22 protein-coding genes are annotated in these 21,748 nt (G+C 69.2%); 10 read left to right on the plus strand and 12 right to left on the minus strand.

The window, feature by feature from the left end:
* The first annotated feature begins 17 nt into the window (after positions 1-17).
* The 4 genes from aroB to AB8P05_RS08680 all read left to right on the plus strand — a co-directional run bounded on the left by aroB (position 18) and on the right by AB8P05_RS08680 (position 3,147).
* Positions 18-1,163, plus strand: coding sequence for a 3-dehydroquinate synthase (gene aroB / locus AB8P05_RS08665; RefSeq protein ID WP_472757653.1), 1,146 nt, complete (start codon positions 18-20; stop codon positions 1,161-1,163).
* Positions 1,164-1,295: 132 nt separating this feature from the next.
* The gene (locus AB8P05_RS08670) at positions 1,296-1,784 is read left to right on the plus strand and encodes an SRPBCC family protein (protein ID WP_472757654.1); all 489 of its coding nucleotides are present in this window, start codon (positions 1,296-1,298) and stop codon (positions 1,782-1,784) included.
* Positions 1,785-1,950: 166 nt separating this feature from the next.
* Positions 1,951-2,412 carry a CBS domain-containing protein gene (locus AB8P05_RS08675; protein ID WP_472757655.1) on the plus strand — a complete coding sequence of 154 codons (462 nt, stop codon included), beginning with the start codon at positions 1,951-1,953 and terminating at the stop codon, positions 2,410-2,412.
* Between the two features lie 114 nt (positions 2,413-2,526).
* On the plus strand, positions 2,527-3,147 hold the full coding sequence (locus AB8P05_RS08680) for a DUF2889 domain-containing protein (protein ID WP_472757656.1): 621 nt from the start codon (positions 2,527-2,529) through the stop codon (positions 3,145-3,147).
* A 70-nt stretch (positions 3,148-3,217) separates the two neighbouring features.
* Here AB8P05_RS08680 and AB8P05_RS08685 read toward each other — a convergent pair whose 3' ends face one another.
* Complete coding sequence (locus tag AB8P05_RS08685; protein ID WP_455172838.1) at positions 3,218-3,670, minus strand: ribbon-helix-helix domain-containing protein; 453 nt, start codon at positions 3,668-3,670, stop codon at positions 3,218-3,220.
* A gap of 281 nt (positions 3,671-3,951) precedes the next feature.
* A complete protein-coding gene (locus AB8P05_RS08690; RefSeq protein WP_085087049.1) occupies positions 3,952-4,227 on the minus strand; it encodes a BolA family protein in 276 nt (91 codons plus the stop codon).
* A gap of 192 nt (positions 4,228-4,419) precedes the next feature.
* On the opposite strand from AB8P05_RS08690, the gene AB8P05_RS08695 reads away from it, so the two are divergent.
* The 4 genes from AB8P05_RS08695 to cobT all read left to right on the plus strand — a co-directional run bounded on the left by AB8P05_RS08695 (position 4,420) and on the right by cobT (position 8,513).
* Positions 4,420-5,004 (plus strand): J domain-containing protein, encoded by a 585-nt coding sequence (locus AB8P05_RS08695; protein WP_462620070.1) that lies wholly within the window; start codon positions 4,420-4,422, stop codon positions 5,002-5,004.
* Positions 5,005-5,078: 74 nt separating this feature from the next.
* Positions 5,079-6,083, plus strand: a complete 1,005-nt coding sequence (gene cobS / locus AB8P05_RS08700) for a cobaltochelatase subunit CobS (RefSeq protein WP_455172840.1) — start codon at positions 5,079-5,081, stop codon at positions 6,081-6,083.
* Between the two features lie 92 nt (positions 6,084-6,175).
* The gene (locus tag AB8P05_RS08705; protein WP_472757657.1) at positions 6,176-6,559 is read left to right on the plus strand and encodes a GxxExxY protein; all 384 of its coding nucleotides are present in this window, start codon (positions 6,176-6,178) and stop codon (positions 6,557-6,559) included.
* A 148-nt stretch (positions 6,560-6,707) separates the two neighbouring features.
* A complete protein-coding gene (gene cobT / locus AB8P05_RS08710) occupies positions 6,708-8,513 on the plus strand; it encodes a cobaltochelatase subunit CobT (RefSeq protein ID WP_472757658.1) in 1,806 nt (601 codons plus the stop codon).
* Positions 8,514-8,578: 65 nt separating this feature from the next.
* On the opposite strand, the gene AB8P05_RS08715 is transcribed toward cobT, so the two are convergent.
* A complete protein-coding gene (locus AB8P05_RS08715) occupies positions 8,579-10,597 on the minus strand; it encodes an adenylate/guanylate cyclase domain-containing protein (protein ID WP_472757659.1) in 2,019 nt (672 codons plus the stop codon).
* A gap of 126 nt (positions 10,598-10,723) precedes the next feature.
* Positions 10,724-12,211, minus strand: coding sequence for a M48 family metalloprotease (locus AB8P05_RS08720; RefSeq protein WP_472757660.1), 1,488 nt, complete (start codon positions 12,209-12,211; stop codon positions 10,724-10,726).
* A 52-nt stretch (positions 12,212-12,263) separates the two neighbouring features.
* Between AB8P05_RS08720 and AB8P05_RS08725 the strand changes: the two genes are divergently transcribed.
* Positions 12,264-13,139 carry a thermonuclease family protein gene (locus AB8P05_RS08725; RefSeq protein WP_472757661.1) on the plus strand — a complete coding sequence of 292 codons (876 nt, stop codon included), beginning with the start codon at positions 12,264-12,266 and terminating at the stop codon, positions 13,137-13,139.
* Between the two features lie 15 nt (positions 13,140-13,154).
* On the opposite strand, the gene ptsP is transcribed toward AB8P05_RS08725, so the two are convergent.
* The 8 genes from ptsP to AB8P05_RS08765 all read right to left on the minus strand — a co-directional run bounded on the left by ptsP (position 13,155) and on the right by AB8P05_RS08765 (position 20,524).
* On the minus strand, positions 13,155-15,014 hold the full coding sequence (gene ptsP / locus AB8P05_RS08730) for a phosphoenolpyruvate--protein phosphotransferase (protein ID WP_472757662.1): 1,860 nt from the start codon (positions 15,012-15,014) through the stop codon (positions 13,155-13,157).
* Entirely contained in the window at positions 15,004-15,306 is a 303-nt protein-coding gene (locus AB8P05_RS08735; protein WP_149223804.1) for an HPr family phosphocarrier protein, read from the minus strand. Before AB8P05_RS08735 ends, ptsP begins: the two co-directional genes overlap by 11 nt.
* A gap of 11 nt (positions 15,307-15,317) precedes the next feature.
* Complete coding sequence (locus tag AB8P05_RS08740) at positions 15,318-15,716, minus strand: PTS sugar transporter subunit IIA (RefSeq protein ID WP_042690507.1); 399 nt, start codon at positions 15,714-15,716, stop codon at positions 15,318-15,320.
* Between the two features lie 122 nt (positions 15,717-15,838).
* Positions 15,839-16,816 (minus strand): RNase adapter RapZ, encoded by a 978-nt coding sequence (gene rapZ / locus AB8P05_RS08745; RefSeq protein ID WP_472757663.1) that lies wholly within the window; start codon positions 16,814-16,816, stop codon positions 15,839-15,841.
* On the minus strand, positions 16,813-17,316 hold the full coding sequence (locus tag AB8P05_RS08750) for an HPr kinase/phosphorylase (protein WP_472757664.1): 504 nt from the start codon (positions 17,314-17,316) through the stop codon (positions 16,813-16,815). Before AB8P05_RS08750 ends, rapZ begins: the two co-directional genes overlap by 4 nt.
* 168 nt (positions 17,317-17,484) lie before the next feature.
* The gene (locus AB8P05_RS08755) at positions 17,485-17,733 is read right to left on the minus strand and encodes a hypothetical protein (RefSeq protein ID WP_472757665.1); all 249 of its coding nucleotides are present in this window, start codon (positions 17,731-17,733) and stop codon (positions 17,485-17,487) included.
* A gap of 360 nt (positions 17,734-18,093) precedes the next feature.
* Complete coding sequence (locus AB8P05_RS08760; protein WP_472757666.1) at positions 18,094-19,857, minus strand: stimulus-sensing domain-containing protein; 1,764 nt, start codon at positions 19,855-19,857, stop codon at positions 18,094-18,096.
* A complete protein-coding gene (locus AB8P05_RS08765; RefSeq protein WP_472757667.1) occupies positions 19,829-20,524 on the minus strand; it encodes a response regulator transcription factor in 696 nt (231 codons plus the stop codon). Before AB8P05_RS08765 ends, AB8P05_RS08760 begins: the two co-directional genes overlap by 29 nt.
* A 227-nt stretch (positions 20,525-20,751) precedes the next feature.
* Here AB8P05_RS08765 and AB8P05_RS08770 point away from each other — a divergent pair, with 227 nt between their 5' ends.
* Complete coding sequence (locus tag AB8P05_RS08770; protein ID WP_472757668.1) at positions 20,752-21,639, plus strand: HugZ family pyridoxamine 5'-phosphate oxidase; 888 nt, start codon at positions 20,752-20,754, stop codon at positions 21,637-21,639.
* Positions 21,640-21,748 lie beyond the last annotated feature (109 nt).

Consider the following 21,748-nt stretch of genomic DNA (forward strand, 5'->3'; position numbering starts at 1 on the left):
CTTCGCGGACTGCCCCGATGACCTCCGTCTCCGCCACCACCCCGGCCGCCCTCGACACCGTCCGCCTGGAGCTTGGCGCCCGCAGCTACGACATCCTGGTCGGCGACGGCGTTCTGGCCGATGCCGGCGAACGCATCGCCGCCGTCACCCGTGGCCGGGCGCCCATCGTGGTGACCGACGCCAACGTGGCCCCGCTGCACCTGGACACCCTGAACGCCGCCATGCTGGAGGCCGGGATCGCGCCGCAGCCGGCCATCGTCCTGCCGGCCGGCGAGAAGACCAAGGACTTCGCCCATTTCCAGCAGCTGATGGACGACATCCTGGGCCGCGGCATCGAGCGGTCCACCGTCCTGCTGGCGCTGGGCGGCGGGGTGATCGGCGACATCACCGGCTTCGCCGCGGCGTCGGCGCTCCGCGGCATCGACTTCATCCAGGTGCCGACGACGCTGCTGTCCCAGGTCGACAGCTCGGTCGGCGGCAAGACCGGCATCAACAGCCGCCACGGCAAAAACCTGATCGGCGCCTTCCACCAGCCGCGGCTGGTCATCGCCGACACCGCCACGCTCGACACCCTGCCGCGCCGCGAGGTGCTGGCCGGCTATGCCGAGGTGGTGAAGTACGGCCTGATCCGCCAGCCCGACTTCTTCGCTTGGCTGGAGGAGAACGGCCGCCGCGTGGTGGAGGGCGACAGCGACGCCCGGCGCCATGCCGTCACCGTCAGCTGCCGCGCCAAGGCCGACATCGTTGGCGTCGACGAGCGCGAGAGCGGCGACCGCGCCCTGCTGAACCTCGGCCACACCTTCGGCCATGCGCTGGAGGCGGCGACCGGCTTCGGCCAGACCCTGCTGCACGGCGAAGGAGTGGCGATCGGCATGGTTCTGGCCTTCGACCTGTCGGTCCGGCTGGGGCTGTGCCCGGCCGAGGACGCCCGGCGCGCCCGCGCCCATCTGGCCGCGGTCGGCCTGCCGGTGCGCCCGGCCGACATCCCCGGCGTCTCCTGGGACGTCGACGGGCTGGTGCGGTCGATGGCCAAGGACAAGAAGGTGCAGGACGGCCGCATCACCTTCATCCTGGCCGACCGCATCGGCAACGCCTTCACCCGCCGCGACGTCGATGCCGCCGCCGTCCGCGCCGTCCTGGAAGAGGCGGTGGCCCCCGCCTGATCCCGCAGCCGCTTACCCGAGCGTTTGCGGATAGTCAGTCTTTCGCACAATAGCGGGCGCCGTGTCCGCCCGCCCATACTCCCGCCCAAGGCCGTGGCCGTTCAGCCGCGGAACGGAACGGGAGGATGGGCGATGAAGGCAATTCTTGGCATTTCGGCCTTGGGAGCGGTGATACTGGCGGCAGTGCCGGCCCTGGCGCTGGAGGTCCGCGAACAGGCGACGATCAAGGCGCCGGTCGAGCAGGTGTGGAAACAGATCGCGCCCTTCTGCGCCATCTCCGACTGGCACCCTGCCGTCGAGGGATGCACCCTGCGCAAGACCGGCGGCATGCAGGAGCGCGACATCGCCCTGAAGGGTGGCGGCGCCATCCAGGAACGGCTGATGTCCGTCTCCGACGCCAAGCACCGGCTGCGCTACACGCTGCTGAGCGGGCCGCTGCCGGTGAAGAACTACAGCTCCACCATCCGGCTCAGCGCGGTCGATGCCCGCACCACCCGCATCACCTGGTCGTCAAGCTTCGAGGCCAGCGGCGCCCCAGACGCGGAGGCGCGCAAGACCATCGCCGGCATCTACACGAGCGGCTTCGAAGGCCTACGCAAGCGGCTGGAATCCGGCCAGTAAAACCGCCGGGCGCGCAGGCCGCTCCAAAAACATGTACAGTTTTTAACAATCGGTTCTATTGACTATACGTCCATCAAGCTGACAGGATCGGCATACCGCGCTGCGAAATCGCGGTCGAGTGCATCGTTCGTCCACAAAACCTGCAATCACGAGGGAGATGGGACACATGCCGACACGCCGACTGATGCCTGACGTCATCAAGAACCAGGAACTGACCTGCCTGCCGCCCGGCGCCACCGTGCGCGACGCCGCCACGCTGATGGCAGAAAAGCGCATCGCCGCGGTGCTGGTCACCGAAGGGCGGACGCTGAAGGGCATCGTCACCGAACGCGACATGACCACCCGCGTGGTCGCGGCCGGACTCGACCCCGACACCACGCCGCTGTCGGCCGTGATGACCGCGGATCCCGACACGCTGGAGCCTTCGGCCACGGCGCTGTCCGCGCTCGACCTGATGGAACGGCGCCATTACCGCCACCTGCCCATCGCGGTGGACGGCGAGGTGGTCGGCATGGTGTCGATCCGCGACCTGTTCGCCGTCGTCCGCGCTCATCTGGAGGACGAACTGCGCAGCCGCGAAGCCTATATGTTCGGCTCCGGCTATTCGGCGGAGGCCAGGCTCGGCTGAGCGCAAGGTTGACCTATAGGTAACGCTGCGTTGCGGCGGGGTCGGGTTGACCGGGCGCCCGGCCCCGCCGATAGTCGAGGGTGAGCCATCCTACCTGCTGAACTGGAAAGCCCGATGTCCGCGCCCTCGCTGTCCGCCCCCGCCGCGCGCGAGCCGATCCACACCCGCCGCGTCACCTGCCAGGGCTTCCGGCGCGCCGACGGGCTGTGGGACATCGAAGGCCACCTGACCGACGTCAAGAGCTATGGCTTCCAAACCGAGGAGCGCGGGCATCTGGAGCCGGGAACGCCGATCCACCAGATGTGGATGCGCCTGACAGTCGACGACAAGCTGACCGTCCAGGCGGTGGAGGCGGTGACCGAGCACAGCCCCTACAACGCCTGCGGCAGCATCACGCCGCAGTTCCAGCAGCTGGTCGGCCTGCGCATCGGTCCGGGCTGGACCCGTGCGGTGAAGGACCGGCTGGGCGGCCCGAAGGGCTGCACCCATCTGGTGGAACTGCTGGGTCCGCTGGCCACCACCGCCTTCCAGACCGTCTACCCGATCCTGGCCCGCGAGGCGGCCGAACGGGCGAAAGCGGCCGGCAAGCCGCCCCACGAAGACGGCAAGCGGCCGGTCCTGCTGAACATGTGCCACATCTTCGACAGCAACGGCGAAGTGGTGCGCAAGCATTGGCCGGCCCACTACACCGGCGACCGAAAGGAAGACTCCGCGCGCGATGAAGCGGCGGAATAGGTTTCGCTGTTCCAAAGGGTGACGGAAGAGCAGGGCGGACGGCCGGTGTCCGCCGCACAGCCGCGCGCGTTCAAGCCTCCAGGCGGCTGCCCGGCGATGCGGATTGGCTGCCGCCGCCGGCGGGAAAGCTGCCGCCCGCCGCGACCGTGGACTGGCTGCCGTCGACGTCGTCGGCCGCCGGCAGTTCGAAGGGCGTGCCGATGAACGGATCGCTGCCGCCATGGCCGGCGCGCAGATGACCGTCCTCCGTGCAGGCCCGCCGGTAATAGGACGCGATGAAGACACGCACGGCGGAGGTCAGGGTGACGTCCGCATCCTCGGGGCTGATGCCGCGGCGGCGCGCCTGCTCCTCGATCCGTTCCTTGATCTGCGTGCAGAGACGATTGACGGTCAGACCTTCCCGACGGCCGATATCCTCCAGAGCATCCCACATCGACGGTTCCAGCCGCATGCTCGTGCGATGTCCGCCGATCATGATGTTCTGGCTTCTCAACGGTTCCACCCCCGCCTGTGGAGTGTTCACCCGCTTTTTCTTCGGCCCACGCTTCGCCATCCGCAGCCCCTTCCACGAAGCCGCCGGCGGACATGCGAAGTATGTGTCCGCCACGGCGCGATAAATGGTTGCATATATCGCACTTTACTAAACGCAGCGGGAATTGCAACCACGCACGCGTCTTCCATTCTTACAACATTTCCTGAAATCGACTCGTAGTTGCATTCATATGTATGCTATTTCAGCCCCTCAACCGCGCGTTACTTTGGGGGCGGCGGGCGAGTGTTGACGGGGGCGGTATCGCCGGCGGTTCAGGCCCCGGCTTCGCCCGGGGCGTGGGTGGTCAGGCCCAGCGCATGCACCCGTTCGCGCAGTTCGTCGGCCAGCAGGGCGTAGACCATGCGCTGGCGTTCCACCCGCGACTTGCCGGCGAAGGCGGCGGAGACGACGGTGACGTGGAAATGGGTCTCGCCCGCGGCGTCCGCGCCGGCATGGCCGGCATGGCGGGCGGAGTCGTCGACCACCTCCAGCCGGTCGGGCGCCAGTCCGGCGGTCAGCTTCTCGCGGATGCGGGTGGCGTATTCCATGGCGGGGTCCCGGTTTTTCTCGCATGAGCGGTGGAAGGGCGGCGGCAGGGGCAAGGAATTCCCGGCGGACCGCACCGGAAAGGAGAGGGCGCGATTCCCCGTCTGTCAAGCGCCGCGACCCGCGCGTTGCGGATGACGGAAGCCCGATTCGGCGTGCTTGCCAGAGGCTTCGGCTCTTCCCATACTTGCCCGATGACCAGGAACCGCGCCCGCTCCAGTTACGACAGCTATGCCGCCCCGCGTGCGGCCACCCGTGTGTGCGACCACCCCGAGTGCGTCGCCGCCGGCGAATACCGTGCGCCGAAAAGCCGCAGCAGCCTCAACGAATACTGGTGGTTCTGCCTGGACCATGTCCGGGAGTACAACCGCGCCTGGGACTATTACGCCGGCATGTCCACCGACCAGATCGAGGCGGAGGTGCGGCGCGACACCACCTGGCAGCGGCCGAGCTGGCCGCTCGGCAAATGGGCGACGCAGGAGCGCTTCATCCGCGACCGCGTGGTCAACGGCTTCAGTTTCGAGTTCGGCCAGGACACCGGCAAGACGAAGGATGAGGAAAAAGCGCATCGGCGCCATCACGCCCGCACCGACGAGGAAAAGGCGCTGGCGGTCCTTGAGCTGACTCCGCCGGTGGACTTCGCACGGATCAAAGCACGCTATCGGGAGCTTGCGAAAAAGCATCATCCCGATGCCAACGGCGGCGACAAGGCTGCGGAAGAACGCCTGAAAGAAATCAATCAGGCCTACAATACGCTGAAAGCCTGTTATGCTGCCTGAAACCCCGTTGGCGGGCCGGGTCAATCCCGCGGCCGCCGGACAACCGACACTCGCTGGAACGTAAGAAACCACCCATGGCTTCCCAAGGAGCGACCCAGGCCAGCTCGGCCCTGTTCGACCACAAGCCCGACACGACGGTCTCGGTGCGTGAGGTCTTCGGCATCGACAGCGACATGCAGGTGCCGGCCTTCAGCCAGCGCTCGGAGCATGTGCCCGACCTCGACAGCGCCTACCGGTTCGACCGGGACACGACGCTGGCCATCCTCGCCGGCTTCGCCTACAATCGCCGCGTCATGGTCCAGGGCTATCACGGCACCGGCAAGTCGACCCACATCGAACAGGTGGCGTCGCGGCTGAACTGGCCCTGCATCCGCGTCAACCTGGACAGCCACATCAGCCGCATCGACCTGATGGGCAAGGACGCCATCGTCCTGCGCGACGGCGTGCAGGTCACCGAATACCGCGAGGGCATCCTGCCCTGGGCCCTGCAGCATGCCTGCGCCCTGGTGTTCGACGAGTATGACGCCGGCCGCCCCGACGTGATGTTCGTGATCCAGCGCGTGCTGGAGGTGGAAGGCAAGCTGACGCTGCTCGACCAGAACCGCGTCATCCGCCCGCACCCGGCCTTCCGCCTGTTCGCCACCGCGAACACCGTCGGCCTCGGCGACACCACCGGCCTGTATCACGGCACGCAGCAGATCAACCAGGGCCAGATGGACCGCTGGAACATCGTCGCGACGCTGAACTACCTGCCGGTCGACGCCGAGGTGAAGATCGTCCAGGCCAAGGTGAAGTCCTACGAGGACGCCAGGGGCCGCGACACGGTGGCGTCGATGGTGCGTCTGGCCGACCTGACCCGCGCCGGCTTCATCAACGGCGACATCTCCACCGTCATGAGCCCGCGCACGGTCATCACCTGGGCCGAGAACGCGAAGATCTTCAACGACGTCGCCTTCGCCTTCCGCATCACCTTCCTCAACAAGTGCGACGAGGTGGAGCGTCCGACGGTGGCCGAATACTACCAGCGCTGCTTCGGCGTGGAGTTGCCGGAGACGGGGGTCCAGGCGAACCTCGTGTGATCTTGTGCGTTGCGCCCTGTCCTTCGGTGAAGCCGGGGCGCGGCATACAAGGATTCACACGGATTTCACGGATCAAAACACGGATTTCACGGATGAAGGTGAGCCTGGGTGCCGATCTCGACCGCTTGACCGAGCGAGTCATCGGTGCCGCCTTCGCGGTTCACGCCGCATTGGGGCATGGGTTTGCCGAGCAGGTCTATAAAAAGGCACTGCTTCGTGAGTTGTCCGATGGCGGCTTGGCAGCAGCCACGGAAGTGCCTTTCAAGGTGCTTTACAAAGGCGATGCGGTCGGCAGCTATTTCGCTGACCTTGTTGTTGAGCGGCAGGTGATTGTGGAACTGAAGGTCTGTGAAGCGCTTGTTCAAGCCCATAGCCGCCAAGTTTTGAATTATCTGCGGGTCAGCGGACTGCCGGTTGGACTCTTGTTCAACTTCGCCGCGCCTAGCCTTACGGTCAAGCGGGTACTGATGCATTAGAAAATCCGTGTCTAAATCCGTGAAATCCGTGTCAATCTTGCCCACCGCGCCTTAACTTTACCCAAGAACAAAGACGCCCCGCGATGACCACCCAGAACGACTCCCCGTCGAGGCCTTCAAGCGGTCCACCACCGCCACGGTGCGCGCCATGTCCCGGCGGGCGGAGGTGCAGGTGGGCTTTTCATCCGATCCGCCGGGGCTGTCGGGCCAGCGGGTGCGGGTGCCGTTGCCGGCGCGCGACCTGAACCCGGTCGAGGTCGCCAAGCTGCGCGGGGCGGCCGATGCCGTGGCGCTGCGGCTGCGCTATCACGACGCCACGGTGCATGCCCACCGCATGCCGCTGGGCGACGCGGCGCGCCAGGCCTACGACGCACTGGAACAGGCGCGCTGCGAGGCGCTGGGCAGCCGCGACATGGCCGGCGTCGCCCACAATCTCGAAGCGGCGCTGGACGACCGTTACACGCGCCAGGGCCTCGACCGCGTCGAGGACCGCGGGCAGGTGCCGCTGTCCGAGGCGCTGCGACTGATGGCGCGCGAGGCGATGACCGGCGCTGCACCGCCGCCCGCCGCCGCCCATGCCGTCGATCTCTGGCGCCCCTGGATCGAGGAGCGGCTGGGCAAGGACATGAAGGGGCTGGCGAATTACGCCGGCGACCAGGAAGCCTATGCCAAGGCCGTGCGCCGGCTGCTGGCCGACCTCGACATGGAAGTCGGTCAGGAAGCCGACCAGGAAGAGGAGGAGGACCAGCAGACCCAGTCCTCCGAGGATGAGAATTCGCCCGAAAGCGGCCAGACCCGCGGTCAGGACGAGGACCAGTCCGAGTCCGAATCCATGGCCTCGTCCGAGATGCAGGATTCGTCGGAGGCTGGCGACAGCGCCGAGGAGGGTGCCGGCGAGGAAGGCGACATGGAGATGGGCGAGGGCGAGGGGGCGGAGGAGCCCGCCGGCCCCGGCCAGCCCTGGCGCAACGACGTCAACCGCCGCAACGAGCCCGATCCCAACGCCTACAAGGCCTTCACCACCCAGTTCGATGAGGTGGTCGATGCCGCCGACCTCTGCGACCCGGCGGAGCTGGAGCGGCTGCGCCACCTGCTGGACCAACAGCTGCAGCATCTGCAGGGCGTGATCTCCAAGCTGGCGAACCGGCTGCAGCGCCGGCTGATGGCCAAGCAGCAGCGCTCCTGGAACTTCGACCTGGAGGAAGGCATCCTCGACGCCGCCCGGCTGGCCCGCGTCGTCGCCAACCCGGTCCTGCCGCTCTCCTTCAAGAAGGAGAAGGAGATGGACTTCCGCGACACGGTGGTGTCGCTGCTGATCGACAATTCCGGCTCCATGCGCGGCCGGCCGATCTCCATCGCCGCGATGAGCGCCGACATCCTCGCCCGCACGCTGGAACGCTGCGCGGTGAAGGTGGAGGTGCTGGGCTTCACCACCCGCGCCTGGAAGGGCGGACAGGCGCGCGAGGCCTGGGTCGCCGCTGGCAAGCCGGCGCATCCCGGCCGGCTGAACGACCTGCGCCACATCGTCTACAAGGCGGCAGACATGCCGTGGCGCCGCGCCCGCAAGAATCTGGGCCTGATGCTGCGCGAAGGCATCCTGAAGGAGAACATCGACGGCGAGGCGCTGCAGTGGGCGCACAACCGCCTGCTCGGCCGGCCGGAACAGCGCCGCATCCTGATGGTGATCTCCGACGGCGCACCGGTGGACGACTCCACCCTGTCGGTGAATGCCGGCAACTACCTGGAACGCCACCTGCGCCAGACCATCGAGCAGATCGAGACCCGCTCGCCGGTGGAACTGGTGGCCATCGGCATCGGCCACGACGTGACCCGCTACTACCGCCGCGCCGTGACCATCGTCGATGCGGAGCAGCTGGGCGGCACGATGATGAACAAGCTGGCCGAACTGTTCGACGAGGACGACCGCCGCGGCGGCCGGCGCGGCTGGCGTTGACGTAAGGATAGGGGCAAGGGTGTTTCCAGTTTTATCAATAACTTAGCTGGAAACATCGGCCCGGTTCAGGGTGTATCCTTACCTGCAAAGGCGGGCTTGATGCCCTCTGCCGGCCCGGGAGAAGGTGCTTGGGATGGCGTGGCATTGGCGCCCGACGGCGCCGCCGGCTTTGCCGCGTCCTTCTTCTCCTCCTCCAGCACGAGGCGCCAGAGTTCGGTCATGCCGGTGCGGCCGCGCAGCGAGCGGCCACCCTGGCGGACCAGCGGGACGGCGTCCTTGCCCTTGGCGGCGGTGACGCCGCTGGTCAGCACGATCACCTCGGCGTCGCCCTGGAGTCCGCCCGACAGTTCCTCGATGCGGGCGGCGACGTTCACCGTGTCGCCGACGATGGTGTAGTTGATCCGGCTGTCGGAGCCGATGTTGCCCACCACCACCGGGCCGCTGTGCAGGCCGACGCGGACATGGATCGGCGCCTGCCCGGCGGCGACGCGGCGGCGGTTGTCGGCGCGGATCGCGTGATGGATGGCAAGCGCGGCACGCAGCGCACGGGCGGCATGGTCCTCCTGCGCTTCCGGCGCGCCCCAGAAGGCCATCAGGGAATCGCCGATGAACTTGTCCACCGTGCCGCCTTCCGCCTCGATGCAGGCGGCCAGCAGGGTAAAATGCTCGTTCAGCAGGGTGGCGGTGTCGGCGGCGGCCATATGCTCGGCCATGCGCGAGAAGCCGCGGATGTCCGTGAACATCACCGTCACCTCGCGCTGGACGGAATCGAGCCCGCCCTCGGTCTCGCGCTGGCGCATCAGGCGCAGCACCAGCGCCTTGGGCACATAGGTCTCGAACCAGCGCAGGCCGGCGACCATGGCGTTGAAGGCGGTGGCGGCGCGCGCCATCTCGCGCAGGCGGGAGTCCGGCAGGTCGGCGATGGTGCGGAATTCGAAGGCGCGGACGCGGTCGGCGGCTTCGGCCAACCGGGCCACCTGCCGGCTGATCCGCCGCCCGACCAGCAACGCCACCCCGACCGACACCAGCAGGATGGCGAGGCCCACGGCGCCGGTGATGTAGAGCCGGCGGATCTCGACGCCCATCTCGCCGTCGCGATAGCCGATGCCGATGATCCAGTCCTGCTGGCCATACCCCGCCATGCCGCGGGTCAGGAAGATGTAGTCGCTGCCCAGCACGCGCACGCCGCGTGCCTCCACCCGCTTCTTCAGCGACTGGACCGGGACGCCGCTGGTCCACAGCGCCGCCAGCGCTGGATCGTCCACCTGATCGATCCGCGGCAGCGGCGGTCCGTCGAGCTTGCCGGAAAAATCGAAGCTGCGGCCGACCAGCGCCGGATGGGCCAGCACATGGCTGTGGTCGTACAGCACGAAGGCGTTCAGCCCCTGCTCCACATACAGCACCGACAGGAAGCGCGACAGGTCGCCCAGCGACACGCCGACCGCCACCTGCCCCAGATAGCGGCCGTCGCGCCGCACCGGCTGGTACAGGGTGAGGAAGCTGTTCTGCGCCTCCTTCAGCCAGCGCGGGTCGGCCCAGCTGGCGGCGCTGCGATTGGGGCCGTCGAGGATTTCCGGCGGGATGTCGCTTTCGCCCTGCATGTCGAAGGGCTCGGCCACCAGCCCGCCGTTCAGCCGGCCGACGCGCACCCCGGTCAGGTCCGGGCGGATGAAGGCCAGCCCGGTCACGTCCGGCGCCCCGGCCAGCGCGCCGCGCAGCGTGTCGGTCATCGCCGTGCCGTCATTCGCCTGCAGGTCGCCGCGCTCGACCAGCCCGGCGACGAAGCGCGCCATCTCCCGAGCGGGGTCGAGCTGGTGGCGCACCCGCACCTCCACCCCGGCCAGCGCCAGATCGGCCTTGTCGTTCAGCAGGGCGAAGGTGTTGGTGCTGGCGCTGACCAGCCCCAGCACCAGAACGCTGGCGACCGCCGCCAGCATCAGCGATCCGAACCCCGCGACCAGCACCGCGGCGATCGGCAGCCGCAGGCGCCGCCGCTTCGCCGGTTCGGGCGCCAGCTTCGCCCGCGGCTTGCCGCCTGCCCGCCCGCCCGCTTTCGCGGCCGGCGCCGGGGCGGGCAGAGGCAACTGTACGCGTGCTGAAGGGCTGTCGGGCATGCGCCGCAGCCTACCCGCCCGTACGTTCGGGAGCAACCCGCCGGGCTGTATCCTTACGCGGATTTCATGCGGCCAAGCCGATGCTTGCGTACACCGCTATTCGCCGACGATCACCTTCACCCGTTGCCCCGGCTGCAGCGGCGTGCCGGGGGGCAGGTCGTTGATGATCCGGAACAATTCCTCGGCGTAAGCCTCCTGCGGCATGCGGCGGACGAAGCCGGCGACGCTGTCGCCGGGCTGCACGGTCGCCACCTGGACGCGGCGGGGCCGGTAGCGGGCGGCCTCCTGCGCGGTCAGCTGGCGGAAGCTGTTGGCCGTCGCCTGGAAATCGGCATCGAAACGGGCCAGCGATCCGGCCGGCGCCAGGAAGGTGAAGCGGTACATCCGCCCGTCCGGCATGCGGATCGCCACCAGCCGGATGTCGGCGCTCTCCCCCTCCGCCTCGCCGCGGGTGGTGGCGGTGGCGGCCGGCATGCCGCCGATGGTGATGCGCTGGAGGTTGGACAGGTTGGCTCCTTTTCCCCACACCCCGGTCAGGAAGGACGCCGGGTCGGCGACGCCCGCCGCCGATCCGCCGTCGAAGGCCATGGCGGCGCCGTTCTGTCCCTTGGCGATCACCTGTTCCGCGCCGTTCAGCAGGGAATAGCCCTTCGGCACAGTAAAGGCGATGCCCAGCTGCGGGTGGGCGAAGGTCCGGTCGCGGACATAGCCGTTCTCCGGGCTGTCGCCATAGATCATGCCGTCGACCGCCGCCAGGTAAGGATCGCGCGGGCGGGCACCGCCCTGGGGGATGGCGCGGGCAAGGTCGGCGGCGCGGCGCACGCGGTCCTCGGTCGCCGGATGGCTGGCGAAGAAGTCGAATCCGCCCTCTCCCTTGTTGCCGGCGCGCAGGCCCTCATACTGGCTGTCGCGGCGCAGGGTCTCCAGGAAGGTCGCCATGGCGAAGGGGTCGTAGCCGGCGCGGCGCAGAGTCTCGACGCCGATCTGGTCGGCCTCCAGCTCCTGCTCGCGCGAATAGCTGGCGACCACCGCGGTGCCGCCCAGCCCGGCCAGCTGCGCCAGCGTGTCGTTGCCGAACACCAGCCCGACCCCGGCGGCCAGGATGCCGGCGATGGTCTGCCGGGTCTGGCGCTGCGCCGAATGGCGGGCGGTGATGTGGCCGATCTCGTGCGCCAGCACGCCGGCCACCTCCGCCTCGTCCTTGGCCAGCGCCAACAGGCCGCGGGTGACGTAGACATAACCGCCAGGCACGGCGAAGGCGTTGACCACCTCGCTGTCCAGCACGGTGAAGGTCCAGGGCTCGCGCGCCCGCTCCGTGGTGGCGGCCAGCTTGCGGCCCAGCTGCTCGACATAGCCCTGCAGCCGGGCGTCCTTCACCGCCCCGCCGAACTGGGCCAGGATCTTGGGATGCTCCTGCGCGCCCAGCGCCGCCTCGTCGCCGGACAGCACATTGTCCAGCAGCCCGGCCTTCGCCGGGGCAGGGGCGATCAGGGCAGGCGACGCGACAGCCAAACACTGGGCGGCCAAACACAGGGCGGCCAGCGCGGCACGGAACGGCTTGCGGAAGGGGGCGTGGGTCGGCATACCGGTCAAAACCCCGCCCGGCGGCGGATGTTCCGCAACGACGGCGTTCCCGATGCGACTTGTCCCGCTCCCGCTTGCGCGCCTGCCGGTCCTGCTGCCGGTCTTGCTGCTGAACTGGCTGTTGCTGGCCGGTGCCGCGTCGGCGGAGCCGTTGCGCGTCACCGCCGTCCTGGACGGCGACACGCTGGAGCTGGAGGACGGCCGCCGCGTCCGGCTGGCCGGGATCGAAGCCGCCAAGCCGCCGCGCCACGCCAACCCGGCCGACGGCCGCGTCTGGCCGCTGGCGGAGGCGGCGACCCGGGCGCTGTCCGAACTGGCGCTCGGCCGCCGCGTCGCCCTGCACGGACCGGCGCCGCTCGACCGCCATGGCCGGCTGCTCGCCCATCTGGTGCGGGAGGACGGCTTGTGGCTGCAATCGGCCCTGGTCGTCCGCGGATTGGCCCGCGTCCACACCCGCCCCGACGCCCGTGCCTATGCCGCCGAACTGCTGGCCGGGGAGGAAGCGGCGCGCAACGCCGGACGGGGGCTTTGGCGCAGCCGGGTCTATGCGGTGCGCGACGCCGCCGATCCCGAGGAGCTTGCCCGCGACCGCGACAGCTTCCAGCTGGTGGAAGGGGTGGTGCTGGCCGTCACCAAGAGCGGCGGCGAGGCCTGGCTGAATTTCGGTGCCGACTGGCGCAGCGACGTCACCGTCCATATCGGCCGCGCCGCGATGCGCGAGGTCACCCGCTCCGGCATCGACCCGCTGTCCTTCGAGGGGCGGCGGGTGCGCGTGCGCGGCTGGATCACCCTGCGCAACGGTCCGTTGATCGAGATCGCCCACCCCGAGCAGATCGAACGGCTGGAGCCGGAGGCGGTGCGGAATGCGGCGGTGTCGCCGACGCCGGAGGGGGAGGAGGATGATTGGGAGGAGGATGAGGAGGAGTGAGGGGGTCTGACGCCCTCACACCGTCGCGTTGAAATCGTCCAGCAGCGTGGCGATTCTCCCACTGTCGCTCTGGTCCATGATGACGCGGGCGCGTTTGCTCGCCTCCATCAGGTCGAGCGAGCGGATGCGCTTCTTCACCGCCGGCACCGCCAGCGGCGCCATCGACAGCTCCCGCACCCCGAGCCCGAGCAGGAGCGCGGAATAGCGCGGGTCGCCGGCGATCTCGCCGCAGACCGACACCGTGATGCGGGCACGCAGCGCCGCCTCTATCGTGAACTGGATCAGGCGCAGGACCGCCGGATGCAGCGGGTCGTACAGCGTGGCGACCTGTTCGTCGGCGCGGTCGATGGCCAGCGTGTACTGGGTCAGGTCGTTGGTGCCGATGGCGAAGAAATCCGCGGCATAGGCCAGCGCGTCGGCCGACAGCGCCGCCCCCGGCACCTCCACCATCACCCCCACCGGCGGCAGCGGATCGGCGATGGCGATGCCGCGGCGGCGCAGGCGGCGGGCGACCTGCCCCATCATCTCCCGCACCTTCTGCACCTCGGCGACCGACCCGATCATCGGCAGCAGGATGCGAAGCGGCCCATGCGCCCCGGCGCGCAGCATGGCGGCCAACTGGGTCTCCAGCAGCTTCGGTTCGCGCAGGCCCAGCCGGATGGCGCGCAGCCCGAGCGCCGGGTTGGCCGGCTCGCCATAGCGCCCCGCCATCCAGCCGGCCAGCTTCTCGCCGCCCAGATCCATGGTGCGGGCGGTGACGGTGCGGCCGCCCATCCCCTCGATCATGGTGCGCAGCACGCCGTACTGCTCGTCCTCGTCGGGCAGATGGTCACGGTTCATGAACATGAACTCGGTCCGCAGCAGGCCGATGCCCTGGGCGCCGTGCTCCAGCGCCTGGTCCAGGTCGCGCGGCAGTTCCAGGTTCGCCATCAGCGTCACCGCGGTGCCGTCGCGGGTGACGGCCGGCAGCTTGCGCAGGCTCTTCAGCCCCTGGCGCTCGCGTTCGCGCGCGGCGCGGCGCTCGCCATACTCCGCCAGCACGTCGGCCGGCGGGTCGATCAGCACGCGGCCCTGCAGGCCATCGACGATCACCGTCACGCCGTTGCGCACCCCGGCCAGCAGGCCGGGCGCGCCCAGCACCGCCGGCAGGCCGAGCGAGCGGGCGAGGATCGCCGTGTGCCCTTCCGCCCCGCCCAGCACGGTGGCGAAGCCGCCGACGACGGCGGGGTCGAGCAGGGCCGTGTCGGCGGGGGTCAGCTCCTCCGCCAGGATGATGCTGCCGGGCGGCAGGTTGCTGAAGGCCCGGTATTCCTGCTTCATCAGGTTGCGGGTCAACCGCCGCCCGACCTCGCGGATGTCGTCGATGCGGCCGGCCAGATAGGCGTCGTCCATGCCGGCGAAGGTCGCGGCGATGGCGGTGATTTCCGCCTGGATGGCGGCCTCGGCATTGACCCGGTCCTGCTTGATGCGATGCTCCACCCCGCGGGTCAGGCGCGAGTTGGTGACCATCGACAGGTGGGCGTCCAGCAGGAAGCCGATCTCTTCCGACGCCGAATCGGGCAGGACCAGCGCCTTGCTCTTCAGCTTCTTGATCTGGCGCCGGGCCTTGGCCGCCGCCTCGTTGAAGCGGGCGACCTCCGCCTCGACTGCGTCGGGCGCGACGGCGTATTCGGGAATGGAGACGGCGCCGCTTTCCACCACATGGGCCGGGCCGATGGCGATGCCGGGCGACACGCCCAGGCCGCGCAGGGCGCGCGCCGAACCGCTCCCAGAACCGCTCCAAGATTCTGGCGACGGGACACCGCCCGAGCCGCCGCGATCCGGACCGGCCACGGGGCCGTTGGCCACGCCGGTGGAGGGCAGGTCACTCTTCATCGAACTTGCGGTTGATCAGGTCCAGGAGGGCGTCCATCGCCGCGTCGGCGTCGGTGCCGGTCGCGCGCAGTTCCACCGTGGTGCCGGGGCCGGCGGCCAGCATCATCAGCCCCATGATCGATTCGCCGGAGACGACGGACTCGCCGCGGCGCACCGAGATCTCGGCGTCGAAGGTGGCGACCAGCTTCACGAACTTGGCCGAGGCGCGGGCGTGCAGGCCGCGCTGGTTGGTGATGGTGGCGGTGCGGCGGATTTCGCCGTCGGCGGGCGCCGTTTCGTCGGGAGGGCTCATCGAGGGCGGTTTCAGTCCGACAGGAGGGTGGAAGCGACGTTGATGTATTTCTGCCCGGCGTCGCGGGCGGCGATCACCGACTTGTCGAGCGGCTCGGTCTTCCGCACGCTGGCCAGCTTGATCAGCATCGGCAGGTTGACGCCGGCAATCACCTCCACCTTCGCCTTGTCCATGATGGAGATGGCGAGGTTGGACGGCGTGCCGCCGAACATGTCGGTCAGCACCACGACACCCGACCCGTCGTCGACCTCCGCCACCGAGTTCAGGATGTCCTGGCGGCGCTGTTCCATGTCGTCGTCCGGGCCGATGCACACTGCGCGCACCTGCTGCTGTTCGCCCACCACGTGGAACAGCGCGGCGATGAATTCCTCGGCCAGCCGCCCGTGGGTGACAAGAACCATACCGATCATGGGACATCCTTCAAGGTTGGGTCCTCCCCGGAGACCTGCGCGAGGACCGCTGCCGCAAGGCAACCGCCCGCATCGCATCTGGATCGTTGGTTGGACGTATGGTCGTCAAGGCGCAATTTGCATCATCCCATGTTGCCAGTCTGGGTGCCGGCCGATGTGCCCGTCTGCCCGGCAGTGCGCAGCCCCAGCCGGTCCAGCTCGCGGTGGCTCAGGCTGACCCGCAGCCTCTGCTCCTTCAGCCAGGCGGCCAGCCGTTCGGCGATGAAGACCGACCGGTGCTTGCCGCCGGTGCAGCCGATGGCGATGGTCAGATAGCTCTTTCCTTCCTGGTTGTAGCGGGGCAGCAGCGGACGCAGCAGCTCCGTCAGGTTCCGGAAGAAGGCGGGGAAATCGGGGTCGCTTTCCACCCGCGCCGCGACGGCCGGGTTCAGGCCGGTCAGCGGCCGAAGCTCCGGGTCGTAATGCGGGTTGGTCAGGAACCGCACGTCGAAGACCAGATCGGCTTCGCGTGGAAGACCCTGGCGGAAGGAGAAGGAGGTCACGAACACCTGCAGGGCTGCCTGGGCGTCACGCCGGAAATGCCCGGACAGGATGCGCCGCAAATCGTGAATGGACAGTTGCGTCGTGTCGATCGTGACGTCGGCTTCCTCCTTCAGCGGGAACAGCAGGGCGCGTTCGCGCTGGATGCCGTCAGGCACCGTCCGGTCCTCCGCCAGCGGGTGGCGGCGGCGCGTCTCGGTGAAGCGGCGCTGCAGAACCTCGTCGCCGCAATCGAGGAAGACCAGGCTGACGTCCAGGTCGTCGCGGCCGCGCAGCTCCGCCAGCTCGTCCAGGAAGTTCTGCGCGGAAAAGTCGCGGGTCCGGCTGTCGATCACCAGCGCCAGCGGCCGGCGCTTCGGGTCGGCCTGCTGGATCAGGGCGGGAACCAGCGACAGGCGCAGGTTGTCGACCGCCTCGTACCCCAGATCCTCCAGCGCCTTCAGCGCCACCGACATGCCGGCTCCCGACAGGCCGGTGACCAGCACGATGCGGCCGCGGGCCGTCGAAGGGTTGGGCAGCACGCCGGTGGCGGGATCGGACGGCACGTCGGACAGGGTCATGGCATGACCGGGATGGATTGGGCCGGGGTGGATTGGGCCTGGTTGGGCTGAACCGACAGGCCGGCGGGCACCCGCTCCAGCCGACCGTCGCGCAGGCTGGCGGCGGCAAGGCGGATCTTGGCGGGGGTGGAGGCGTCGAAGGCGTGCAGGCCCAGCCGGGGAAGGGCGATGCCCATCAGCATCTCGGCCTCCTCCTGCGGCAGGCGTTCGACCTCCTCGCGCGCGACCAGATCGACGACCAGCCCGACATCGGCCGACGCGACGGACGGGACCGGCAGGATGCCGACGCCCCGCACCTCCAGCAGCCCGGCCAGGGCCGGCGGGGCGGAAGCGGTCAGCCGTCCGGAACCGGCGCGCAACGCCACCCGGTCATCAGAGACCAGCCGGGCGCCGCCGTCGATCAGTCGCAAGGCCAAATCCGATTTTCCTCGTCCGGACTCCCCGCGCAGCAGCACGCCGATGTCGGAGAGCAAGACGCAGGTGCCGTGAATCGTCACCATAGTCTGGCGAAGGTGAGACGTGGCGCGGGTTCTGTCAATGGAAACGGAACGGTGGCCCGACTGGTCAGGAGAGGAAACCTGACCGGGATCCCCCATCCGCTTGCCCCCGTTCTTTCGGCGCGGTTCACGCCCGGCCGGAACACGGGAGGAGACCGCATGCGCAGCCGATCAGCCGCCGGCAAGCCCGCGTGGGGTGCGGCGGATCGCCTCCAGTTCCAGGGCAAGGGCGTCGCGGCGGCGGATCATCTCGTCCAGATCCTCCAGCTCCGCCGCCTCCTGGCAGGCGTCGCGGAAGTCCTTTTCCCGCTGCAGCCGCACCAGCAGGACCTTGTAGCTGTCGGCGATGCTGGCGAGATGGCGTTGCGCGCCCTGCAGCGCCTCCGCCAGCTGGTTGCGCTCCCGCGCGCCGTCCCGCATCAGGCGGGCCAATTCCCCCTGCTGCCGTCCGGCATCGCGGATCAGGCGGGCCAGCCGGTAGCGGCGGAGATCGACGACCTCGGCTTCCCCGGAGCGTGTCCGCGGGAACGGCCATCCCGCGGGGACAATCTGTTCGCGAGCGACTCGGGCGGAGCGGACTCAGGCATGGCAACCCCACATATTCGTTCCGGGGGATGGCCACCCTCCGATCACCGCATAGAGCGGAAGAATGCAACCGGGCCGACAGGGACCGGCCGCCGCGTCAGCCGGCAAGCGAGAACGACCGCCTTCATGATCGGCCGATAAGCCGGGCTTGTCCACCCGATAGTGGGGAGGATGTATGTATTTTAGTCGAAGGTCTCATAGCAAAGGCAGGGTAACTGTGAAGTCGGCGCCCTCGACTGCCCCCTCCGATACCTGACGGTTTCGCACGGTTATCGAACCGTTGTGTGCACTGACTATCTGCTTTGCTATCGAAAGTCCCAGACCGGAATGGGTGCCGAACTTCTCGCCCGCCGGGCGTTCGGTATAGAAGCGGTCGAAGATCGCCTCCTCCTTCCCCTCGGGGATGCCGGGCCCCTGGTCGGACACCACCACCGTCACGGTGCGGCCGGTGCGCCGGGCGGCCAGCCGCACGACCCCGCCGGGCGGCGAGAAGGACAGGGCGTTGTCGATCAGGTTCTGGAACACCTGGGTCAGCCGCCCCTCCAGCCCCGGCACCACCAGCCGCTCGCCCGCGGGAATGTCGACCACGACGCGGGGCGGCATGGACCGGCCGTCCTCTGCGCCGCCTTCCCCGGGCGCTTCCCCACCGCCGGCAGCCACCGTCTCGTCCACGGTTTCGGCAACCGTCTGGCGCAGCTCGGCCAGCATGGTCAGCAGCAGGCCGATGTCCACCGGCTCCGGCTCCGCCCGTGACAGCTCGGCGTCGAGGCGCGAGGCGTTGGAGATGTCGCTGATCAGCCGGTCCAGCCGCTGCACGTCGTCGGCGATGATCGCCATCAGCCGGTCGCGGTGGCGCGGGTCGCTGACCCGGCCGGCGGTTTCCACCGCGCTCCGCAGCGAGGTCAGCGGGTTCTTGATCTCGTGGGCGACGTCGGCGGCGAAGCGTTCGATGGCGTCCATCCGCGTCCACAGCGCGTCGGTCATCTCGCGCAGCACGCCGGACAACTCGCCGATCTCGTCGCCGCGGCGGGTCAGGTCGGGGATGCCGGCATGGCGGCCGTGGCTGGTGCGCAGCCGGTCGGCGGCCTGGGCCAGCCGGCGGATCGGCCGGGCGATAGTGCCGGCCAGATAGAAGGACAGGCCGATCGTCACCAGCAGCGCCACGCCGAACACCCGCAGGATGTCGAAGCGGACGGAGCGGATGGCCCGGTCGATCTCGCCGCCGCTGCGTGCCAGCAGCACCGCACCCAGCACCTCGCGGTAGCGCTGCACCGGCACCGCCACCGTCAGCAGCAGCTCCGGGTCGCCGCCCTCGCCGTCGACGCGCCAGACGGTGGCCGCCGCCTCGCCGCCAAGCGCCCGCTCCACGTCGGGGTTGGGCCGGCCGGGCGTCTCGCGGTAGGCCGGCAGCCCCTCGCGGCTGGGCACCACGTCGATCAGGCGGGTGTAGAGGTCGTTGATCGCGCGGCTGACCGGGTCGCCGGCGGGCGGCGAGGGCAGCTCGCGGATCTCAATGCGCCCCTGTGAGCCGACCAGCACGCGGCTGTCGGACAGCATGTGCCCGTCGATGTCGTACAGGCGGGTGCGGGTCGCCGTCGCCTCCGCCAGCCGGCGGACCATCGGGCGGGCCAGCTCGGGCGCCAGCTCGAACCGCTCGCCCCCCTCGTCCCCGGTGGGGGAGGGAGCCGTCAGGATGCGGTTCACCGCGCCCTCGCCCAGTGCCGAAGCGAAGATGCGCGCCTCCGTCGCCAGCGCCTCGGTCTCCGCCTGGATCAGCCGGTCCTGGTAGCGGCCGAGATAGAGCAGCCCGGCCAGCAGCACCAGCAACGCCAGCACGTTCACCGCCAGGATGCGCAGGGTCAGCGGCGAGACACCGCGCCGCCGCGCCGGCCTCTCCTTGGGGCCCACTCCGCCGGTCGCCGGCACCGGCCTACTCCTTGTACCGGTAGCCGACGCCATAGAGCGTTTCGATCTGGGCGAAGTCGGGATCGACCGCCTTGAACTTCTTGCGCAGCCGCTTGATGTGGCTGTCGATGGTGCGGTCGTCGACGTAGACATGCTCGCCATAGGCCGCGTCCATCAGCTGGTCGCGGTTCTTCACATGGCCCGGCCGCTGGGCCAGCGCCCGGACCAGCAGGAACTCCGTCACCGTCAGGTCGATCGGCTGGCCCTTCCAGCTGCAGGCATGGCGGGCGCCGTCCAGCAGAAGCGGGCCGCGGGTGATGATCTGGCCGGGGTCGGCATCCGCCGTCTCGCCGCGCAGGGCCTCGCGCCGCAGCAGCGCCCGGATGCGCTCGATCAGCAGCCGCTGCGAGAAGGGCTTCTTGATGTAGTCGTCGGCACCCATGCGCAGGCCCATCAGCTCGTCCAGCTCGTCATCCTTGCTGGTCAGGAAGATGACGGGGATGTGGCTGGTCTGACGCAGACGTTGCAGCAACTCCATGCCGTCCATGCGCGGCATCTTGATGTCGAGCACGGCGAGGTCGGGCGGGCGTTGGCTCAGGCCGCGCAGCGCCTCGGCGCCGTCGGTGTAGGTGCGCACGTCGAAACCTTCGGCCTCCAGGGCGATGGAGACGGAGGCCAGGATGTTGCGGTCGTCATCCACCAGGGCGACGGTGTGGGCCATGGTCGTAACAGCTTCCCAATCGGTCAGGACGGAACGGTCGAGCGGGGCGGGACCTGAAATGTTAGCGGAAACATCAGGCATAGGCCGAGTGGTCATCCCAATACTTTATGCCAGAGTCCAGGTACCAGCGGCAGTTTTCTCTTTTCCCGCAGCATTTGTATGGTCCAATATGGCGGCAATGCGGCGCCGAACAACGGTGCCGCGCGGGAGAACGCACTCGTTTTGGAATGAGTTTTCTGAACGCCTCTTCGGCGTCCTCTCCGGCCGGCACCGCTCCGGACGGCAAGGAGGACGCGACGCCTCCCGGCGACCGCCCGGGCGGCACGGCTCCGGCCAGCAGCGCCCGGCGCCTGATGCGCGCCTGCGACCGCGCCGCGCTGGCGACCGCCCAGCGGCCGGACGACACCGGCAACGCTCAAGCCGCCGGCTGGCCCTACCCCTCGCTGGTGCTGGTGGCGTTCGATCATGACGGCAGCCCGCTGCTTCTGCTTTCCACGCTGGCCGACCACACCCGCAACCTGCTGGCCGACAGCCGGGTCGGGCTGCTGTTCGACGGCACCGCCGGGCTGGCGCAGCCGCTGACCGGCGCGCGCCTGTCGGTGCTGGGCCGCGCCGAACGGTCGGACGATCCCGCCCACCGGGCGCGCTATCTGCGCCGCCATCCCGACGCCGCCTTCTATGCCGGCTTCGCCGACTTCGCCATCTACCGCGTGACGGTGGAGCGCGCTCATCTGGTCGCCGGCTTCGGCCGCATCCACTGGCTGTCCGCCGCCGAGCTGGACCTGCCCGCCTCCGCCCCGGCGCTGACGGCGGGGGAGGCGGAACTGCTCGACCGCCTGAACGGCGAGGGGTACGGCCCCCGGCTGGTTCCCTCCACCGATCAGGACGGAAGCGGGGATGGGAAAAGCTGGAGCCTGACCGGGGTGGACCCGGAGGGATGCGACCTGCGACGCGGGGGGTACGTCGCCCGCGTCGATTTTGAGCAGAGAATCCATGACCCGGAATCGGCTAAACTGATGCTGGATGCACTGATCCGGCCGCAGGACGGGACCGGACCGCCCGGGCGGCCGGAACACCGGCCAGGACACGCGACAACCGGCGAAGGGGGCGCCTGACGGACCCCGAAGCCCAAACAAGGGCCAACCAGAAAGGCCCGACGATAAAAAACCGAAGAAGCCGACGGCGTAACAAGCCAAAAGGCGCGATCACAGACCGAGAGAGACG

The organism is Azospirillum sp. VT-I1, from assembly GCF_055698305.1.

Excerpts from the sequence above, each read along its gene's own strand:
- AB8P05_RS08690 (WP_085087049.1), bottom strand. The coding sequence starts at position 4,227 with ATGGAATACGCCACCCGCATCCGCGAGAAGCTGACCGCCGGACTGGCG.
- AB8P05_RS08670 (WP_472757654.1), top strand. The coding sequence starts at position 1,296 with ATGAAGGCAATTCTTGGCATTTCGGCCTTGGGAGCGGTGATACTGGCG.
- AB8P05_RS08765 (WP_472757667.1), bottom strand. The coding sequence starts at position 20,524 with ATGGCCCACACCGTCGCCCTGGTGGATGACGACCGCAACATCCTGGCC.
- AB8P05_RS08760 (WP_472757666.1), bottom strand. The coding sequence starts at position 19,857 with ATGGCGTCGGCTACCGGTACAAGGAGTAGGCCGGTGCCGGCGACCGGC.
- AB8P05_RS08675 (WP_472757655.1), top strand. The coding sequence starts at position 1,951 with ATGCCGACACGCCGACTGATGCCTGACGTCATCAAGAACCAGGAACTG.
- ptsP (WP_472757662.1), bottom strand. The coding sequence starts at position 15,014 with ATGAAGAGTGACCTGCCCTCCACCGGCGTGGCCAACGGCCCCGTGGCC.
- cobT (WP_472757658.1), top strand. The coding sequence starts at position 6,708 with ATGTCCCGGCGGGCGGAGGTGCAGGTGGGCTTTTCATCCGATCCGCCG.
- rapZ (WP_472757663.1), bottom strand. The coding sequence starts at position 16,816 with ATGACCCTGTCCGACGTGCCGTCCGATCCCGCCACCGGCGTGCTGCCC.
- AB8P05_RS08695 (WP_462620070.1), top strand. The coding sequence starts at position 4,420 with ATGACCAGGAACCGCGCCCGCTCCAGTTACGACAGCTATGCCGCCCCG.
- AB8P05_RS08720 (WP_472757660.1), bottom strand. The coding sequence starts at position 12,211 with ATGCCGACCCACGCCCCCTTCCGCAAGCCGTTCCGTGCCGCGCTGGCC.
- AB8P05_RS08735 (WP_149223804.1), bottom strand. The coding sequence starts at position 15,306 with ATGAGCCCTCCCGACGAAACGGCGCCCGCCGACGGCGAAATCCGCCGC.
- AB8P05_RS08725 (WP_472757661.1), top strand. The coding sequence starts at position 12,264 with ATGCGACTTGTCCCGCTCCCGCTTGCGCGCCTGCCGGTCCTGCTGCCG.
- AB8P05_RS08705 (WP_472757657.1), top strand. The coding sequence starts at position 6,176 with ATGAAGGTGAGCCTGGGTGCCGATCTCGACCGCTTGACCGAGCGAGTC.
- AB8P05_RS08740 (WP_042690507.1), bottom strand. The coding sequence starts at position 15,716 with ATGATCGGTATGGTTCTTGTCACCCACGGGCGGCTGGCCGAGGAATTC.
- AB8P05_RS08770 (WP_472757668.1), top strand. The coding sequence starts at position 20,752 with ATGAGTTTTCTGAACGCCTCTTCGGCGTCCTCTCCGGCCGGCACCGCT.
- aroB (WP_472757653.1), top strand. The coding sequence starts at position 18 with ATGACCTCCGTCTCCGCCACCACCCCGGCCGCCCTCGACACCGTCCGC.
- AB8P05_RS08750 (WP_472757664.1), bottom strand. The coding sequence starts at position 17,316 with ATGGTGACGATTCACGGCACCTGCGTCTTGCTCTCCGACATCGGCGTG.
- cobS (WP_455172840.1), top strand. The coding sequence starts at position 5,079 with ATGGCTTCCCAAGGAGCGACCCAGGCCAGCTCGGCCCTGTTCGACCAC.
- AB8P05_RS08755 (WP_472757665.1), bottom strand. The coding sequence starts at position 17,733 with ATGCGGGACGGCGCGCGGGAGCGCAACCAGCTGGCGGAGGCGCTGCAG.
- AB8P05_RS08680 (WP_472757656.1), top strand. The coding sequence starts at position 2,527 with ATGTCCGCGCCCTCGCTGTCCGCCCCCGCCGCGCGCGAGCCGATCCAC.